Origin of the sequence: Streptomyces sp. NPDC021096 (genome assembly GCF_040641275.1) — a bacterium.
GTDB lineage: Bacteria > Actinomycetota > Actinomycetes > Streptomycetales > Streptomycetaceae > Streptomyces.
The window spans coordinates 181448-197736 of sequence record NZ_JBFADG010000006.1; the positions used below are offsets into that span (position 1 = coordinate 181448).

Here is a 16289-nt window from a genome sequence, read left to right on the forward strand (position 1 = left end):
CCGTTGGCCGCGTGCCCAAGAATGGACAGACCGGAAAGATCCAGCCCCGCCCACCAGCGGACGTTCACCCCATCAGGTGATAGGCGTCCCGGGTGGCCGGGCGATGCCATGCCGGAAGGCGTATCGCATGGCCTCCGCCCGGTCGCGCACACCTGTCTTGGCGAACAGGTTGTTGATATGCGTCTTCACCGTCGCCGTGCTCACCTGCAGCCGACGGGCGATCTCCGCGTTCCTCATCCCCTCGGCGACGAGCGAGAGCACCTCCGCCTCACGGGCGGTCAGCCCGTCAGGCAGCTCACGGGGGGCCGCGGGCCCGGCGGCCGGGCGCTGGTTCCCGGTAGCCGAGAGCCGCTCCAGAAGCCGCAGTTGCACCTTCGGCGACAGCCCCGCCTCCCCCGACATCACATGCTCCACGGCCCATACGATCTCCTCCCCGCCGGCGTCCTTGGTGAGGTACCCCCGTGCGCCCGCCTGGAGGGCGGGGAAGAGCGAGTCGTCGTCGGCATAGGTGGTGAGGACCACCACCTGGGTGGCCGGGTACTGCGCCCGGATCCGCCGCGTCGCCTCGACACCGTCGCAGCGCGGCATCCGCAGGTCCATCAGCACCACGTCCGGGGCGTGTTCGGCCACCAGCCGCACCGCCTCCAGGCCGTCGGCCGCCGCCCCCACGACCTCGATGCCCGGCAGCAGCCCCAGGAGCATCACAATGCCCTCACGCACCACGGTCTGGTCGTCCGCGACCACCACCCGTGCCGCCCGCCGGTCACCGGAGCCGCCCGCCCCGCCCGTACTGCCCGTCACGCGGGCACCCGCAGCCGCACCACAAAGCCCTCCTGGTCATCTCCGGCCGGCCCGGCCTCCAGCGTCCCGCCCAGCAACTCGGCACGCTCCCGCATGCCCAGCAGACCGTACCCGGCGCCGGGCAACGCCGGCACGCCCACGCTCCCGCGCCCGCCGCCGTCCCGGACCCACAACTCCACCTCCCCCTCCAGATAGGCGAATCCCATCTCCACCCGCGCGCCCGGAGCGTGCTTGCGCACATTGGTCAGCGCCTCCTGCGCGACCCTCCGCACGGCCTGCCCGGCCTCGGCGGGCAGCCTGCGCGGCTCCCCCGTCACCTCCAGTCGCGCCCCCTCCGACGCCGCCGCCTCCCGCAGGAAGTCCTCCGCCTGTGTCAGCTCACCGCGCAGGGCGGACAGTGCCTGCCGGGTCTCGGCCAGTCCCTCGCGGGCCATCCCCCGTGCCGCCGAGACCCGCTCCAGGATCTGCTGCCTGTCCGCCCTGCCCTCGATCAGCAATCGCGCCGCCTCCAGGTGCACCAACTGGGCAGAGAGGCTGTGCGCGAGCACGTCGTGGATCTCCCGGGCGATGCGGGCCCGCTCGGCCAGCGCCGCCGACTCGGCCTCCGCCTGCCGGGCCGCCCGCTCCTGTGCCAGCAGCCGGAAGCCGGCCCCCCGCGCCTCCTCGTCCAGCCGCAGCGCATACCCGATGAGCAGCACCCCGGCCACGGTCCCCGCCGTCGTCAGCGACCTGTCCTCGTTCACCAGGACGTACGCCGCCATGCCCACCCCCGCGACCGCCATCCCGTACCCGAGCGGCAGCCGCTCCACCGCGATGGTGGCGCAGACGCACCACAGCCCCGTGGCCACGGCATGCGCACCGGCGGACTCCGCCGCTGCCCCCACCGCCAGCAGCACCCCCAACAGCCCCACCGACAGCCACAGCCGCCGCCCGAGCGTCGAGAAGTAGAACCGCCACACGGCCCCCGCGCAGAGCAGGAAGCCCCCGGCGAGGGCGGCGTACCCCCACCCATGGAAGACGCCCTCCCGCAGCACCCCCCAGAGGAACACCCCGACCAGGGCGGTCCGCACCACCCAGGTCACCACCTGGCGCCGCCGGGGAACCCCCACCCCGGCCAGCGCCTCACGGGCGGGCCACTCGGTCCAGTTCTCGATCGGCACGCGCGTTCCCTCCACCGTGGCCTCGGTCTCAGCCACCGGCAGCCACACGGTACGCCGGGCGTATGTGCTGGGCCCGGTAGACCACCACCCCGGTGCGGGCGAGCAGCATGGCCGCCATCGTCAGCATCGTGGCGGGGCCGCCCTGGTGGACCCCGGCCAGCACGCCCAGGCCGTACAGGCCCACCCTCAGGGCAGCGCCGCCGAGCCATATCGCCGCCGTCGCCGCGCTGCCCTTGGCCCATACCGCCCCGGAGGCGTCGGTCCATATTCGGGTGGTCCACGCCCACCCGGCTCCGGCCGCGAGACCGGCCAGTACCCCGGCCGCGAGCAGCGCCAGAGAGACCGGTCGGTGATCCGGATCGATCAGCCCGGGCTCGCGCACGGACATGAAGATCAGGACGGCCGGCAGCACCGCCCAGCTCTTGGCGTCGGAGACCACCTGCTGCGGCTTCAGCTGCCGCGCGAGGACGAGCGCGCAGACCCCGACGATCACTGCGGCGTCGAGCGGACCTGACATGGGAGTGCCTCCGTGAGAACGCGGGCGAGCCGCGAAGATGCGTGGATGACCGACGCATCCGACGCTACGGAGTCGGCTCCCGGTCCGGATCGGAGCACGGGTGGGTTCGGGGTGGAGTCCGGGTGGAGAGCCTCTCTCCACCCGGGGGTGGACGGGCTGCGGGCCGCGGCCGGGGAATCCGGCCACGGCCCGGCAGGCGTGGAGAGGCGTGGATCAGGCGTGGATCAGGCGTGGACCGAGCGTGGAGCAGCTGCGGCGTCACTCAGGCATCGATGCGCGAGCGGTCGAGCGTGGCCGCGGAGTTGGTGATGAACTCCTTGCGCGGCGCCACCTCGTTGCCCATCAGAAGATCGAAGGCGCGCTCCGCCGCCTCCAGGTCGCTGATGTTGATCCGCCGCAGGGTGCGGTGGCGCGGGTCCATCGTGGTCTCCGCGAGCTGGTCGGCGTCCATCTCACCCAGACCCTTGTAGCGCTGGATGCCCTCCTTGTAGGGAACGCCCTTGCGGTCCAGCTCCAGCAGCGTCTGCCGCAGCTCGTTGTCGGAGTAGGTGTAGATGTACTTGTCCTGCCCCTTCTTGGGGCGGGTGAGCTCCACCCGGTGCAGCGGAGGCACCGCCGAGAAGACCCGGCCCTCCTCCACCATGGGCCGCATGTAGCGCTGGAAGAGCGTCAGCAGCAGGCAGCGGATGTGCGCGCCGTCCACATCGGCGTCGGCAAGGAAGATGACCTTCCCGTACCGCGCGGCGTCGATGTCGAAGGTGCGGCCGGAACCGGCTCCTATCACCTGGATGATCGCGCCGCACTCGGCGTTCTTGAGCATGTCGGAGACCGACGACTTCTGGACATTCAGGATCTTGCCGCGGATCGGGAGCAGCGCCTGGAATTCGGAGTTCCGAGCCAGCTTCGCGGTGCCGAGCGCCGAGTCGCCCTCGACGATGAACAGCTCGCTGCGCTCGACGTCGTCGCTGCGGCAGTCGGCGAGCTTGGCCGGCAGCGAGGAGGACTCCAGCGCCGTCTTCCGCCGCTGGGCCTCCTTGTGCTGGCGGGCCGCGATGCGCGTGCGGGCCGCGGCCACCACCTTCTCCAGCACGGCCCGGGCCTGCTGCTTGGCGTCGCGCTTGGTGGAGGTCAGGAAGGCCTTGAGCTCCTTCGCGACGACGTTGGCCACGATCCGGGAGGCGGCCGAGGTACCCAGCACCTCCTTGGTCTGCCCCTCGAACTGCGGCTCGGCGAGCCGCACCGTCACGACCGCCGTGAGCCCCTCCATGGCGTCGTCCTTGACGACGTCGTCCTCGGCGACCCGCAGCAGCTTGGTCGAGCGCAGCGCCTCGTTGACGGTCTTGGCGATCGACCGCTCGAATCCGGCCACATGCGTGCCGCCCTTGGGGGTGGCGATGATGTTGACGAAGGACTTCACGGTGGCGTCGTAGCCGGTGCCCCAGCGCAGCGCGATGTCGACGCCGAGCTCGCGGGTGACCTCGGTGGGGGTCATGTGGCCGCGGTCGTCGAGGACGGGCACGGTCTCCTTGAAGGTGCCCTGGCCGCTCAGCCGCAGCACGTCGCAGACGGCCTTGTCCTGCGCGAGGTACTCGCAGAACTCGCTGATGCCGCCGTCGTAGCGGAAGGTCTCCTCGGTGCTCTCCTGGCCGTCGAGGCCGCGCTCGTCGCGGACGACGATCGTCAGGCCCGGCACCAGGAACGCCGTCTGGCGGGCACGGCCGTAGAGGTTCTCCAGGGAGAGCTTCGCGTCCTTGAGGAAGATCTGCCGGTCCGCCCAGTACCGGACGCGGGTGCCGGTGCGGGCCTTGGGGACCTTCTTGCCCTTGAGGAGGCCGTTGGCCGGGTCGAAGGGGGCGTCCGGGCCGGACTCGGTGAAGATGCCGGGGACACCGCGGCGGAAGCTGATCGAGTGCGTCCGGCTGTTCCGGTCGACCTCGACGTCCAGCCGCGACGACAGCGCGTTGACGACGGAGGCGCCGACGCCGTGCAGACCGCCGGAGGCGGCGTACGAGCCACCGCCGAACTTGCCGCCGGCGTGCAGCTTGGTCATCACGACCTCGACACCGGACAGGCCGGTCTTGGGCTCGACGTCCACGGGGATGCCACGGCCGTTGTCCCGGACCTCCACCGAACCGTCCTCGTGGAGGATCACATCGATGCGGTCGCAGTAGCCGCCCAGGGCCTCGTCGACGGAGTTGTCGATGATCTCCCAGAGGCAGTGCATCAGGCCACGGCTGTCCGTCGACCCGATGTACATGCCGGGCCGCTTGCGGACGGCTTCGAGGCCCTCGAGGACGAGCAGGTGCCGCGCGGTGTAGTTGGATCCGTCCCGGTCTGCCCCGGTCAGCAATGCGGTGGACGGCACGGACGTATCGGCGGTCACGCGGTTCGCTCCTCGCTGAATTTCTGGCTGCCCCGACTGCGGGCACATGAGTGGCTCGGTTGCCGTTCAGAGGGTACCGAGGCCTGGTAGAGCCTTTGTGCCGCCACCCTTGAGAACAACCATCCTAATCGAGATTCGATCACATGTTCGATACCCCGATGGGGTGACGTGCACATCACGTTCCCTTCGAGGCATGAACCATTTAGGCTCCGGGCACGTCCTCAAGAACAACCCGGCAAGCCGGCCGGGGAGGACGACAACCCCCAGCGACGTGAAACCGTAAGCCCACGCAATACGGCTCATTCGCCGCCAAACGTCAAGATCCGGCTCACTCGGAAGGAAGTTTCGAGGAAAAGCCACGAGCGGGAACGTTTTCGGCCTGGTTGGATGTTGACCCTGGTACGACAGCTCGTCGAGCTAGAGAAGAGGCGACGTGACTACTGTTCTGACCCCCGCGAGCCCGCTGACGGCCGCTGACCGCTGCGACCGGTGCGGCGCTCAGGCTTACCTGCGCGTCGTTCTCATGAGCGGCGGTGAACTGCTCTTCTGCGCCCACCACGGCCGCAAGTTCGAGCCAGAACTCAAGAAGATCGCCGCGGAGATACAGGACGAGACGGAGCGGTTGACCGCCGTCCCGGCGTCCGCGTCCGACGAGGACCGCTGAGTCCGCAGTGGAACGCTGACACATCGCATCCCACGACGAGCGAGGTCCGGCCATCCAGGGCTGGACAGCCGCGGGCGGCTCCCCCACCGGGGAGGCCGCCCGCTCTCGTACCCTCTTGCGATCGCGGGCGCCCCGGGCGAGCTCATCCCGGCCCCCGGTGATGGGGCCTCTGCGCCGCATGCGGCTGCTGGGGCGGTGGCGCCGCGGGCGGTGAGCCCGCCGGAAGAGATGGCTGCCGCGCCGGAGGCGCCTTCTCGGGCAGCGCGTCGCTACTGTGCGCCCGTACCAGCCCGGCCACGGCCGAGATCCGCGTATAGACCCCCGGCCGCCCCGGCTGGGCACAGCCGCTCCCCCACGACACCAGTCCCACCAGACGCCCCCGTGCCACCAGCGGCCCCCCGCTGTCGCCCTGACAGGCGTCCCGCCCGCCCAGCGGCAGGCCCCCGCAGAGCATCGTCGCGGGGCTGTACGTGCCCTCCGGCCCGCCCGGATAGGCCTGCCGGCACAGCGCGTCGGCCAGCACGAGCACCCGGGCGCCACGCAACGTCTCCGAATAGGTGCCGGTGCCGGTCAGATCTCCCCAGCCGTAGACGCCGGCCGCCGTCCCCGGCTCGTACGCCGCGTCGCCCGCCGGAGCCATGGGGATCGCGCGCGCTGCCGGCACCGGCTCCGCCAGGGTGAGGACGGCCACATCCCCGGCGTTGGTCCCCATGTCGAAATCGGGATTGACCCAGATGCCGCGGATCGGAATCTCGGCCCCCGCCCGGCTGCGAAGATCGTCCCGGCCGGCGATCACTCGCAGATCCCTGGCATCCGCCACATCGACCCCGAGCACCTCACGGCTCAGACAATGCGCGGCCGTCACAACCGTCGTACGGCCCACCACGGCCCCGCCGCAGAAGTGCCCGGACCGTAGACCGCCGAACCGCTCCCGGCTCGCCAGAGCCACCATCCAGGGCGCGTCGGACACCTTTACGACCTGACCCCCGACGACCCCGCGGTCCACCGCCCTCACCGGATGGCCGGAAACCGCCAGCAGCACGAAGGCCGCGGCCAGCGGGTACCTCAGGGCGCGCATACACTCTCCCGACACAGCGGAGTCGTTTGTCTACCCAGCGTCACCCCAGGAGGGCGTCCGCGCATCCGGAAGCCCGCAGGGCCCGGCCCCTCCGAAGAGGAACCGGGCCCTGCCGGATCGATGGGCGCGGTACCGCGACGCCAGGATCAGTCGAGGTAGTCGCGCAGAACCTGGGAGCGCGACGGGTGACGCAGCTTCGACATGGTCTTGGACTCGATCTGACGGATCCGCTCACGCGTGACGCCGTAGACCTTGCCGATCTCGTCGAGGGTCTTGGGCTGACCGTCGGTGAGACCGAAGCGCATGGAGACCACGCCCGCCTCGCGCTCGCTCAGCGTGTCCAGGACGGAGTGCAGCTGCTCCTGCAGAAGCGTGAAGCTGACCGCGTCGGCCGGCACGACCGCCTCGGAGTCCTCGATGAGGTCACCGAACTCGCTGTCGCCGTCCTCACCCAGGGGGGTGTGGAGGGAGATCGGCTCACGGCCGTACTTCTGGACCTCGATGACCTTCTCGGGGGTCATGTCGAGCTCCTTGGCCAGCTCCTCCGGGGTGGGCTCACGGCCCAGGTCCTGGAGCATCTGGCGCTGGACACGCGCGAGCTTGTTGATGACCTCGACCATGTGCACCGGGATACGGATGGTGCGGGCCTGGTCGGCCATCGCGCGCGTGATGGCCTGGCGGATCCACCACGTGGCATACGTGGAGAACTTGTAGCCCTTGGTGTAGTCGAACTTCTCCACCGCGCGGATCAGACCGAGGTTGCCCTCCTGGATCAGGTCCAGGAAGAGCATGCCGCGGCCGGTGTAGCGCTTGGCCAGGGAGACCACCAGACGGAGGTTGGCCTCCAGCAGGTGGTTCTTGGCGCGCCGGCCGTCCTCGGCGATGATCTCCAGCTCGCGCTTGAGCTTCGGGGCCAGCTTGTCGGAGTTCGCCAGCTTGTCCTCGGCGAACAGGCCGGCCTCGATGCGCTTGGCGAGCTCGACCTCCTGCTCGGCGTTGAGCAGGGGGACCTTGCCGATCTGCTTCAGGTAGTCCTTGACGGGGTCGGCAGTGGCACCGGCCACCGCGACCTGCTGCGCGGGAGCGTCGTCCTCGTCCTCGTCGGACAAAACGAAGCCCTTGGTCTCGCCGCTCTCATCCTCGTCGTCACCCTTGCCCGGGGTGGGAGTCTCTTCGAGGAGCTCGTCCTCGAGGATCTCGTCGGAGTCCTTCTTGGCGGCGGTCTTCTTGGCCGTCGTCTTCTTGGCGGTGGCCTTCTTGGCCACCGTCTTCTTGGCGACCGCCTTCTTGGCGGCGGTCTTCTTGGCGGGCGCCACGGCCTCGTCACCCTCGGCGTCGTACGCGCCCTGGGCGGACGTGCCGGACGTCGAGGAAGGCGACTGCCGGGCCGTGACCGTCTTGGAGGAAACGGCCTTGGTGGCGGTGCGCTTCGCCGGGCTCTTCGCTGCGACGCTCTTGCGGGTGCGCTTGGGCGCCTCTGCGGCACTGACCATCAGCGTCACACCCTCCTCGTCGAGGACCTGGTTGAGGCTGCGCAGAACGTTCTTCCACTGGGTTGGCGGAATCTGGTCAGCCTCGAAGGCCCGACGCACGTCGTCGCCGGCGATCTGCCCCTCGGCCTTTCCCTGCTCGATGAGCGCCATCAGAGACTCGGATTCGGCGATCTCCGGCGGGAGCGTACGGGATGTGCTGGCCGACACGAACAACCTCTCGGAACGATGGAAACGGCTTCCGGCCCCGGCCGACCCTGAATGGGCGACCGGTTCCGACGACCGTCGGCAAAGGATGAACCGACGGCGCGGGCGATAGTGCAGAGCAACACAGCACCTCGAACGAGGCCTGTATTCCCTCCGCAGCCACCACCTCTTTAGTCATCGCGCTGCCTCAAGGAGCGTTACGCCCAATCCTCGTGGCCCGAGTCACACCGCATAACGGAGTGAATCACCACTGAAGCGGACAGATCGCCGAATCGGTCGCCGTCTGCGGCCGTGCGGAACGGCCCGTCCGGCTCGCGCGTACGGCCGTACGCGCGCGCTGGACGAGCGGTCCCGCACGTACCGCCCCCGTCCGGTGCCCTTCCGCCCTCAGTGCTCGCGGGGCGCGGGCACCACGCGCTCGACCTCCGGATGCGCGACGAGCAGTTGGCGCATCGCCGCCTCGGCCCCGGCGGCGTCGCCCGCGGCCACGGCGTCGACGATCCGCAGGTGCTGGCCGACGCCCGCCTCGGAGGGGCGGTCGCAGCCGCCGGTCGAGGCGCCGGAGACATGCAGGGCGGCGGAGACGATGCCCGAGAGGTGCTCGAGCATGCGGTTGCCCGCGACCTGCAGGAGGAGGGAGTGGAACTCGGCGTCGGCGCGGGCGAAGGTGAGGGAGTCGCCCTGGGCGAGGGCGTGCCCCATGATCTCGGCCATGTCGGCGAGCCGCTGCTGGACGTCCTCGCGGCCGTGGCCGGCGGCGAGCCGGGCGGCCAGCGGCTCGATGGTCCAGCGCAGCTCGCAGAGCTCACGGCGCTGGTCCTCGCGCTGCGGCCCGAAGGCCCGCCACTCGATGATGTCGGGGTCGAGCAGGTTCCAGTCGCTGACGGGGCGGACCCGGGTGCCGACGTTGGGGCGCGCGCTGACCAGGCCCTTGGCCTCGAGGACGCGCAGGGATTCGCGGACGACGGTGCGGGAGACCTCGAAGCGCTGTCCGATCTCCTCCGGGACCAGCGGGCGGTCGGCGCCCAGATCACCGGAGACGATCATCTGGCCCAGCTGCTGGACGAGCTGGCCGTGCAGCCCTCGGCCACGGCTGCCGGCGGCGCGGCGGCCGGCGCGGCTCAGCTCCGCCTCGCCGTCCCAGGCGGGCGAGGCGACGCGGTCGGGCCCGGGGGCCTCCGCGTAGGAGTAGCGGTCTAGCTCGCCCGGGCCGGCGAGGCCGGAGTCGGCGGGGCGAGCCGCGGTCATCATGGTGTGCGCAAGGGTACTCACGCTTCCTTTGTCGGCGACACCTCGAAGCCCCTTGAGGTCTTTGGTGAAAAGCACACGAAAGGGTGATCGCCCATTACCTCGCAATTGACGTCCAAACGGACAGAATCGGGCACCTTGCGAGAGGGGGCGATTGCGGAGCGTAATGGCAGTGGGTGTTTTTCTCCCGCCCCTTCCGACCGATTGTCACTCTGCGTTCGCTGCCGTCCGGCATGGCGCAATAGCACAGCCATCACCTCGGCCGGCCACGGAATACGGTGAGGACGTAGGCGCCGAGCAACCCCGCCAGCGCCAGGGCCAGGGCCCAGCCGATGGGCTGCGACATCAGCCGCAGGGCCGCCGAGATCCCCTGATCAAGACTTGACGGCCACTGCACCACGGCGGCCGAGCGCAGCCGTTCCGGAAGCCCGATCAGCGAACGGGCGGCCGGCCGGGAGAGCAGTCCGCCCAGGACGGGCACCACCAGCGTGGGCACCGCCAGGACCGCCACCAGCCCCAGCGCGGTGGACCGGAAGAGACCCGCTGCGAGCAGCCCGGCCCAGGCGCATCCCAGGGTGAGCCCGGTCCAGCCGGCGAGCGCGGTGACCCAGCCGTCGGGGAAGAGAGCGACGGAATGGCCGAAGAGGAGCCGCACAACGGCGCCGTCGAGGGCCAGGGAGACGAGGGCAAGGAGCAGCGCGGCCGCGGCCGAGACGGCGAGCTTCGCCCCCAGCAGGCCGAGGCGGCGCGGCACGGTGCCCTGGTCGGGAGCGAGCGCCGGGTAACGGAATTCCTGGCCGAAAGCGAGCGCTCCGAGCAGCCCGGCGGCGAAGGCGGCGGGGGGCAGCGGCAGCCAGACCGGCCAGCCCGTGAGCAGCCGCAGCGCCGGAGGGGCGCCGGTCCGGGCGAGCAGTACGGAGGCGACCAGCGAGGCGGCGAGCGCGGCGGCGGCCACGTTCCAGCCGGTGCGGACGCCCGTGGCCCGGCGCAGCTCGTATCGCAGCGGCCAGACGGGGCCGGGTGCGGTGAGTCGGGCGCTGAGGCCGGTGGGGACGGCGGGGACGGCGCTTTCGGGCTGCGGAGCGCTCTCGTCCGGCTCTGCGGCCTGCGGGTCCGCGGCGTCGGTGCGACGGCCGTCGGCCCGCTCCAGGGGGGTTACGGGGCCGGTGTCGCCGGTCTCCTCGGTCAGGCGGTGCACGAGGATGCCGTGCCGGTAGGCGGTCTCGCCGACGGCCGCGCAGCTGCTGCCGTAGACGGAGATGCGGCTGCCGCCTTCGTGCACGACCTCGACGGGAGGGCCGCCCGTCACTTCGCCGGCCTTGTCGGCCTCCGCGGCGAGGACGTGGGCGAGACGGTTCGCCAGCGGCGACCGGACGGCGACGCGGGGCCGCAGTCGGCAGCCGGCGAAGGCGGCGGCCTCCTGGTCGGCGATGAGACGACCCTCGTCGATGGTGACCACCCGGTCGCCGATGCGGCCCGCCTCCTTGGCGTCACGGGAGGTGACGAGTACGGCGCCGCCCTGGGCCGCGTAACCGCGCAGCAGCCCGTGGAGCCACGCGGTCTCGCGCGGGGAGAGCCCCTCGGCGGGGTCGTCGAGTACGAGCGTGTGGGGGTCGCCGAGGAGGGCGGAGGCAAGGCCGAGACGGCGGTCCATGCCGAGCGAGAAGTCGCCGAGGCGCTGGTCCGCGAGGCCGCTGAGCCCGACGACCTCGAGGACGTCGTCGGCGCGCTCGACGGGGACCCCCGCGGCCGCGCTGAGCATGCGCAGGTGGCCACGGGCGGTGCGGGAGGGGTGGCCGGGGACGTCGCCGAGCAGGACGCCGATCTCGCGGGTGGGGTGGGGGATCCGGTCCAGGGTGCGACCGCGGAAGAGGGCGACGCCACGGCCGGGGTCGAGGCGCAGCATGAGGCGCAGGGCGGTGGTCTTGCCCGCTCCGGGCTCGCCGAGCAGGACGGTGACGCGCCCGGGGCGGGCCTCGAAGGTGAGGTCGTCGACGACGGGAGGCTGTTGGCGGCGGGGAACGCTGGTCAGTCCGATGGCCTGAATCATGGCTTCACTCGCGGGACGACGGGACCGTACCGCAGCACCGTAACCCGATATGTCCTATTTGCTACGCAACGCCGGCATCTTCAGACACGCGTGTCACATCCGTGCGGGTGCGACGTCCCAGGGCCCGCGACTTCCGGCCGCCCGGCCCGGGCTAGGCCTCGGGCCGGAGCATCGGGGGGTTGAGCAGGGTGGCACCGCCCGCGCTGAAGAGCTGCGCCGGTCGCCCTCCCTGGCGTGTCGTCGTCCCGCCCGTCGGCACCAGGAAGCCGGGGGTGCCGGTGACCTTGCGGTGGAAGTTGCGGGGGTCCAGGGCCACGCCCCACACCGCTTCGTAGACCCGGCGCAGCTCCCCGACGGTGAACTCCTGGGGGCAGAAGGCGGTGGCCAGCGAGGAGTACTCGATCTTCGAACGGGCGCGCTCGACGCCGTCCGCGAGGATGCGGGCGTGGTCAAAGGCCAGCGGCGCGGCCTGTTCGTCCTCGCGGCCGTAGCCGACCTCCTGGTCCAGCAGGTCCTCCACCGGCGCCCAGCGCACGCTGCGCGCGTCGCCACCGGGGCGCGGGGCGGGCAGGTCGGGCGCGAGCGCGAGGTGCGCGACGCTCACCACCCGCATGCGCGGGTCGCGCTTGGGGTCGCCGTAGGTGGCGAGCTGCTCGAGGTGTGCGGCGTTGGCGATCGCCGGCCCCGCCGGGTCGTGGGCGTGCAGCCCCGTCTCCTCGGCCAGCTCGCGCGCGGCCGCCGTCGCCAGGTCCTCGTCACCCCGCACGAACCCGCCGGGCAGCGCCCAGCGGCCCTGGAACGGGGGCTCGCCACGCCGCACGGCCAGCGCGCACAGCGCGTGCCGCCGCACGGTGAGCACGACCAGGTCGACGGTGACTGCGAAGGGCGGGTAAGCCGACGGGTCGTAAGGCATGACGCGATCATAGTCGTCTTCCTGACGATAAACAGGCTCTTGACCATTGCCCGCCAGGGGGCCGTCGGACAACCTGACACGCATGACGTTCACGCCCCCAACTGCAGGCCATCGGCGGCCTCCTCGACCATGCCCAGTCCGAGCCGGCTGACCCTCACGGCGAACGGCTGCTCGGCGACGCGGAGCCCGGTGAACCGCAGCTCGCCCAGCGGTGCGGTGCGCGGCGGCCGGACAGCCACGCTGCCTGCCGGAACATCGGGGCGCACCCCGGCGAGCGACGCCAGCAACTGGACCGCGCCGGCCGCCGCGACGGCCGCGGGCCGGCAGGCCGCGGGATGTGGCAGGGGCGCGCTGCCGGTGATGCGCTGCTCCCCCGCGTACATCTCCGGCAGCCGGTAACCGAAGGCCTCAGCCGCGTCCAACGCCCCGCGCAACAGGCCGCTTGCTTCCTTCTCATAACCGGCCGCCACGAGCCCGGCCACGGCGACGGCCGTCTCATGGACGCGCACGGCCCCGCTGCGGTGGCCGAACGGGTTGTGCCCCGGCTCCTTGGCCCCCAGGCTGCGCAGCCCCCAGCCGGAATCGAGGGCGGGGCCGCCCAGGAGCCGGGCCACCTGCTCGGTCTGCACCCTGTCCAGCAGTCCAGCGGCGTACGCGCCGCCGCCGAGCAGGCCCGTGTCGAGCAGATGAGCGGCGGCGCTGCCGAGGTGAGGTATCCGCCGCCCGTCGGGGGTGCGCGCCGCCACGGGTCGGCCGCCGCCCAGGTCGTCGGTCCAGAACTCCTCCTGAAAGCGGCGCCGCAGACCGGCCGCCCACTCCCGCAGCCCGGCCGCGCCGGGGCGGCCGTAGGACTCGAGCAGGTCGGCGCCGAGCAGGGCGGCCCGGTGCGCGTGCGCCTGGACCTCACAGCGGTAGGGGCCTCCCGGCGCCGGGTCCGGGAGGTACACCCCGTCCCGGACGGACGCCCGCAGCCACTCCAGGCACCCCTCGGCCGCGGGCAGCAGCCCCTCCGTCTCCTGGTCGGCCAGGCCCCAGCGCCTGGCCTCCGCGAGGACGACGGGGAACAGCAGCGTCGCCTCCACGCCCGTACAACCGGGCGGCAGGTGGGCCCCCGAGTGCCGCAGCGCGCCGGGAATGCGGCCGCGGTCGGGCCCCGGCCCGGGCAGTTGCATACGAGCCAGGGTGCGCAGCGTGCCCGCGGCCAGGCGGACCCCCAGGGGCAGCGTCATGCGGGCGGCCCACAGCGCCTCGGCGGGGGCGAGATGACCGCAGCGCCAGGGAATGCCGGCGGCGAGATGGACGTCGCCCGGATGCCCGGGGTCGCGTACGAGCAGGGCCCGGAGGTCGGCGAGGCTCGCCGCCAGCAGTGCGGCCGCCCGTGGGTCGTCCCCGTCGGCCTCCGCGTCGCCCCAGGGAGGCGGTGCCCCGCCCCGGCTGGCGGCGACGGGCTCGGGCGTGCGGGGCCTGCCCGGCAGTTCAGGCCGGACCCGTAGTTCGATGTTCCGGCTGCCGCCGGGCGGCAGCTGTATCTCCCAGCACAGCAGCCCGGCCGAGGCGAGTACGTCCCCCGGCTGGGGGTCGGCCGTGACCACCGCGTGCAAGCCGGGCGCCGACCAACGCAGCCCCGAGGCGTGCACGGCGGCCGGGATCTCGGGGCCGGCGCGTCCGGCGGCGATCGCGCCCAGCTCGGCGAGGTCGGTGCCCAGGGACACCTCGACCACCAGCCGCAGCTCCTGCACGGCCGCGCTGCGCACGGTGATCCGCTCGACGCCCTCGGCGTCCCGCACCCGCTCGACGGTCACAGCCGGGTCGGGCCCCGCCTCGGCGGGAGTCCGCACCGTGCCGACGAAGCGGGCCCGGTCCGCGGTGAGCATGCGCCCCTGGACGGGGACCGGCTCGGCGCCGGCGACCTTCACCCGGCACCTCGCCAGCAGGCGGCGCCCACCCCTGTAGAAGCCTTCGAGTCCGTCGCCGGTGAGCTGCCCGTGCTCCCCGGAGATGGCGAACGCGGGCAGGGCGACGCAGATCAGCGCCTGATGAACGGGTTGCGGTGCGGGGGCCCGTCCGGCCGGGGGGCGCCGTTGCTCGGGTGGGCGGTGGATCGAAGGGCCGTTGGGGGCAATGCCTTGCACGTGTCTGCGCTCCCTTGGGCGTCACGGACCTGGACGACCGACAACGAGTGCGGGCCACTCAGGTGAACGGCGGCGGACCCGCCGAGGTCACGGGGGCCCGCCCGTGGCGAACCTCACTGCCGACCCCGCACCCCCCGATGCCCCGCGCGCCGCCGCGTGCGCGCCTTCCCCGCCGGTCCGTTCGCACCGGCCGCCCCGTCCGGGCGGCTCTTCCCGTTCGCACCTCCGGGGCCGGCGGGGCTGGTTCCGCGTCGGCGCGACCCGCCTGCCGGGGTCGCGGCCTCGACGGTGGCCTGGGCGGTGGCCCGGCCTGTAACCGCGTTGTCCGTCGCCTGCGTGTCACCAGGCGCTTCCGCCTCCATCGCCGCTTCCAGTACGTCGTTCTCCGGCGTATCGGCGGAAGCCGTCGGCGCCGAGGCCCCGGCCTGGTCGGCTCCGGCGCCGGCGGTCCGGTGGTTCACTACGCGGTCGGCGCGTTCACGGCGCAGACAGCGGCGCAGGAGCTCGGGGTCCATGCCGTCGTTGCACGCGCGGTGCAGCAGTTGGGCGAACAGGTACTCGGGGTCGGCGCTCAGGGCCCGGCTGAGGGCGACCCGGGCCTCGGGGTGATCACCGGTCGACCAGGCGACCCAGCCGGCGAGGGTGAGGGGTGCCGCCGCGTGTTCGACGTACGGCCCCACACAGCGGCGGGCCAGGGCGCGCCAGACGCGCAGCGCCGCCGGGGCCTGCGGTCCTTCCATCCACTCCGCGGCGCGGTCGCGCGTGGTGCGGTCCTGGAGGCCGAGGACGATGGCCGCCGCCTCGTCGGACGCCAGCAGGTCGTCGTCCCTCGCGTCGGCCTCCGGCAGGGACGCGGCGGGCGGGGCGTCGTGGAACCGCTCCATGACCAGGCGCGCGAGATCCAGGGTCTCGTGGCGGACCGTCTCGCAGTCCGTTCCCCTGAGGATGCGCGGGATGAGATCCGCGGCGGCCGCGTCCAGCGCCGATTCCTGTTCCTCGGCCCGCCGGCCGGTGAGCGGGGCGTAGCGGGACTCCATCTCGCGCAGTGTTCCGCGCACCTGGATGCCGGCGTAGGCGGCTGCCGCGGCCATCACCGAGGTGCCGGGCACAGCCAGAGGGGTGCCTTCCGGCGGACAGCAGCGCTCGTCGGGGCAGCAGTAGGACCAGAACCGGCCGCCGGAGATACACAGCGCCTCGTACACCGGCACGTCCAACCCGCCGCACGCCAGGCGCAGGCTCTGGGCGAGCGGGCGGAGCCGCTCCATCACCTGCCGTGCGCTCTCCTCTTCCTTCGCAGGGTCCTGGCACAGGAACAGGACGATGCCGTCGGGCCGGGAGCCCCGCTTGCCGCAGCCCGCGACGAGGGTTTCGGCGAGCTGGTCGCTGACATCGCTCCACTCCTCTTCGTTGTCCGGAATCCCGAGCCTGAGCCGGCCTCCGAAGCGTCCGCGCTCGCCGTGCAGGGCCAGCATGACGACCGAATCGGTTGGATGAAACCCCATCAGGTAGGGCAGGGCGTCGGCGAGTTCGGCCGGGCTGCGGAGGGTGATCTGGGTCTCCGTCCGGGATTCCCACGCGGGCGTCGAGGCGGCGGACGAGGCGGATGTGCGGGCGGATTCGTTGTGCTGCGTCATGGCCCGAGAGTC

12 protein-coding genes are annotated in these 16289 nt (G+C 72.3%); 1 reads left to right on the top strand and 11 read right to left on the bottom strand.

The window, feature by feature from the left end; all coding sequences use genetic code 11:
• Window positions 1-72 precede the first annotated feature (72 nt).
• From AB0G59_RS12415 to AB0G59_RS12430, 4 genes are all read right to left on the bottom strand, one after another.
• The gene (locus AB0G59_RS12415; RefSeq protein ID WP_360910729.1) at window positions 73-801 is read right to left on the bottom strand and encodes a response regulator transcription factor; all 729 of its coding nucleotides are present in this window, start codon (window positions 799-801) and stop codon (window positions 73-75) included.
• Window positions 798-1997: a histidine kinase gene (locus tag AB0G59_RS12420; protein ID WP_360910731.1), complete on the bottom strand. Its 1200-nt coding sequence runs from the start codon at window positions 1995-1997 to the stop codon at window positions 798-800. The genes AB0G59_RS12415 and AB0G59_RS12420 overlap by 4 nt, the downstream gene beginning before the upstream one ends.
• A complete protein-coding gene (locus AB0G59_RS12425) occupies window positions 1990-2478 on the bottom strand; it encodes a DUF1453 family protein (protein ID WP_071961818.1) in 489 nt (162 codons plus the stop codon). The genes AB0G59_RS12420 and AB0G59_RS12425 overlap by 8 nt, the downstream gene beginning before the upstream one ends.
• 262 nt (window positions 2479-2740) lie before the next feature.
• Entirely contained in the window at window positions 2741-4861 is a 2121-nt protein-coding gene (locus AB0G59_RS12430) for a DNA topoisomerase IV subunit B (protein WP_071961819.1), read from the bottom strand.
• Between the two features lie 433 nt (window positions 4862-5294).
• Here AB0G59_RS12430 and AB0G59_RS12435 point away from each other — a divergent pair, with 433 nt between their 5' ends.
• The gene (locus AB0G59_RS12435) at window positions 5295-5525 is read left to right on the top strand and encodes a hypothetical protein (RefSeq protein WP_071961820.1); all 231 of its coding nucleotides are present in this window, start codon (window positions 5295-5297) and stop codon (window positions 5523-5525) included.
• 142 nt (window positions 5526-5667) lie between these two features.
• On the opposite strand, the gene AB0G59_RS12440 is transcribed toward AB0G59_RS12435, so the two are convergent.
• The 7 genes from AB0G59_RS12440 to AB0G59_RS12470 all read right to left on the bottom strand — a co-directional run bounded on the left by AB0G59_RS12440 (window position 5668) and on the right by AB0G59_RS12470 (window position 16277).
• Complete coding sequence (locus AB0G59_RS12440; protein WP_360910735.1) at window positions 5668-6603, bottom strand: serine protease; 936 nt, start codon at window positions 6601-6603, stop codon at window positions 5668-5670.
• Window positions 6604-6749: 146 nt separating this feature from the next.
• Window positions 6750-8309, bottom strand: a complete 1560-nt coding sequence (locus tag AB0G59_RS12445; protein ID WP_071961822.1) for an RNA polymerase sigma factor — start codon at window positions 8307-8309, stop codon at window positions 6750-6752.
• Between the two features lie 378 nt (window positions 8310-8687).
• Window positions 8688-9626, bottom strand: coding sequence for an FCD domain-containing protein (locus tag AB0G59_RS12450; RefSeq protein WP_360910737.1), 939 nt, complete (start codon window positions 9624-9626; stop codon window positions 8688-8690).
• A 175-nt stretch (window positions 9627-9801) separates the two neighbouring features.
• Window positions 9802-11598 (bottom strand): ATP-binding cassette domain-containing protein, encoded by a 1797-nt coding sequence (locus tag AB0G59_RS12455; protein WP_360910739.1) that lies wholly within the window; start codon window positions 11596-11598, stop codon window positions 9802-9804.
• Window positions 11599-11749: 151 nt separating this feature from the next.
• Complete coding sequence (locus AB0G59_RS12460) at window positions 11750-12511, bottom strand: NUDIX hydrolase (protein ID WP_071961825.1); 762 nt, start codon at window positions 12509-12511, stop codon at window positions 11750-11752.
• A gap of 89 nt (window positions 12512-12600) precedes the next feature.
• The gene (locus AB0G59_RS12465; protein WP_360910857.1) at window positions 12601-14538 is read right to left on the bottom strand and encodes a glycogen debranching N-terminal domain-containing protein; all 1938 of its coding nucleotides are present in this window, start codon (window positions 14536-14538) and stop codon (window positions 12601-12603) included.
• 218 nt (window positions 14539-14756) lie between these two features.
• Window positions 14757-16277, bottom strand: coding sequence for a DUF4192 domain-containing protein (locus tag AB0G59_RS12470; protein ID WP_360910741.1), 1521 nt, complete (start codon window positions 16275-16277; stop codon window positions 14757-14759).
• Between the last annotated feature and the right edge of the window lie 12 nt (window positions 16278-16289).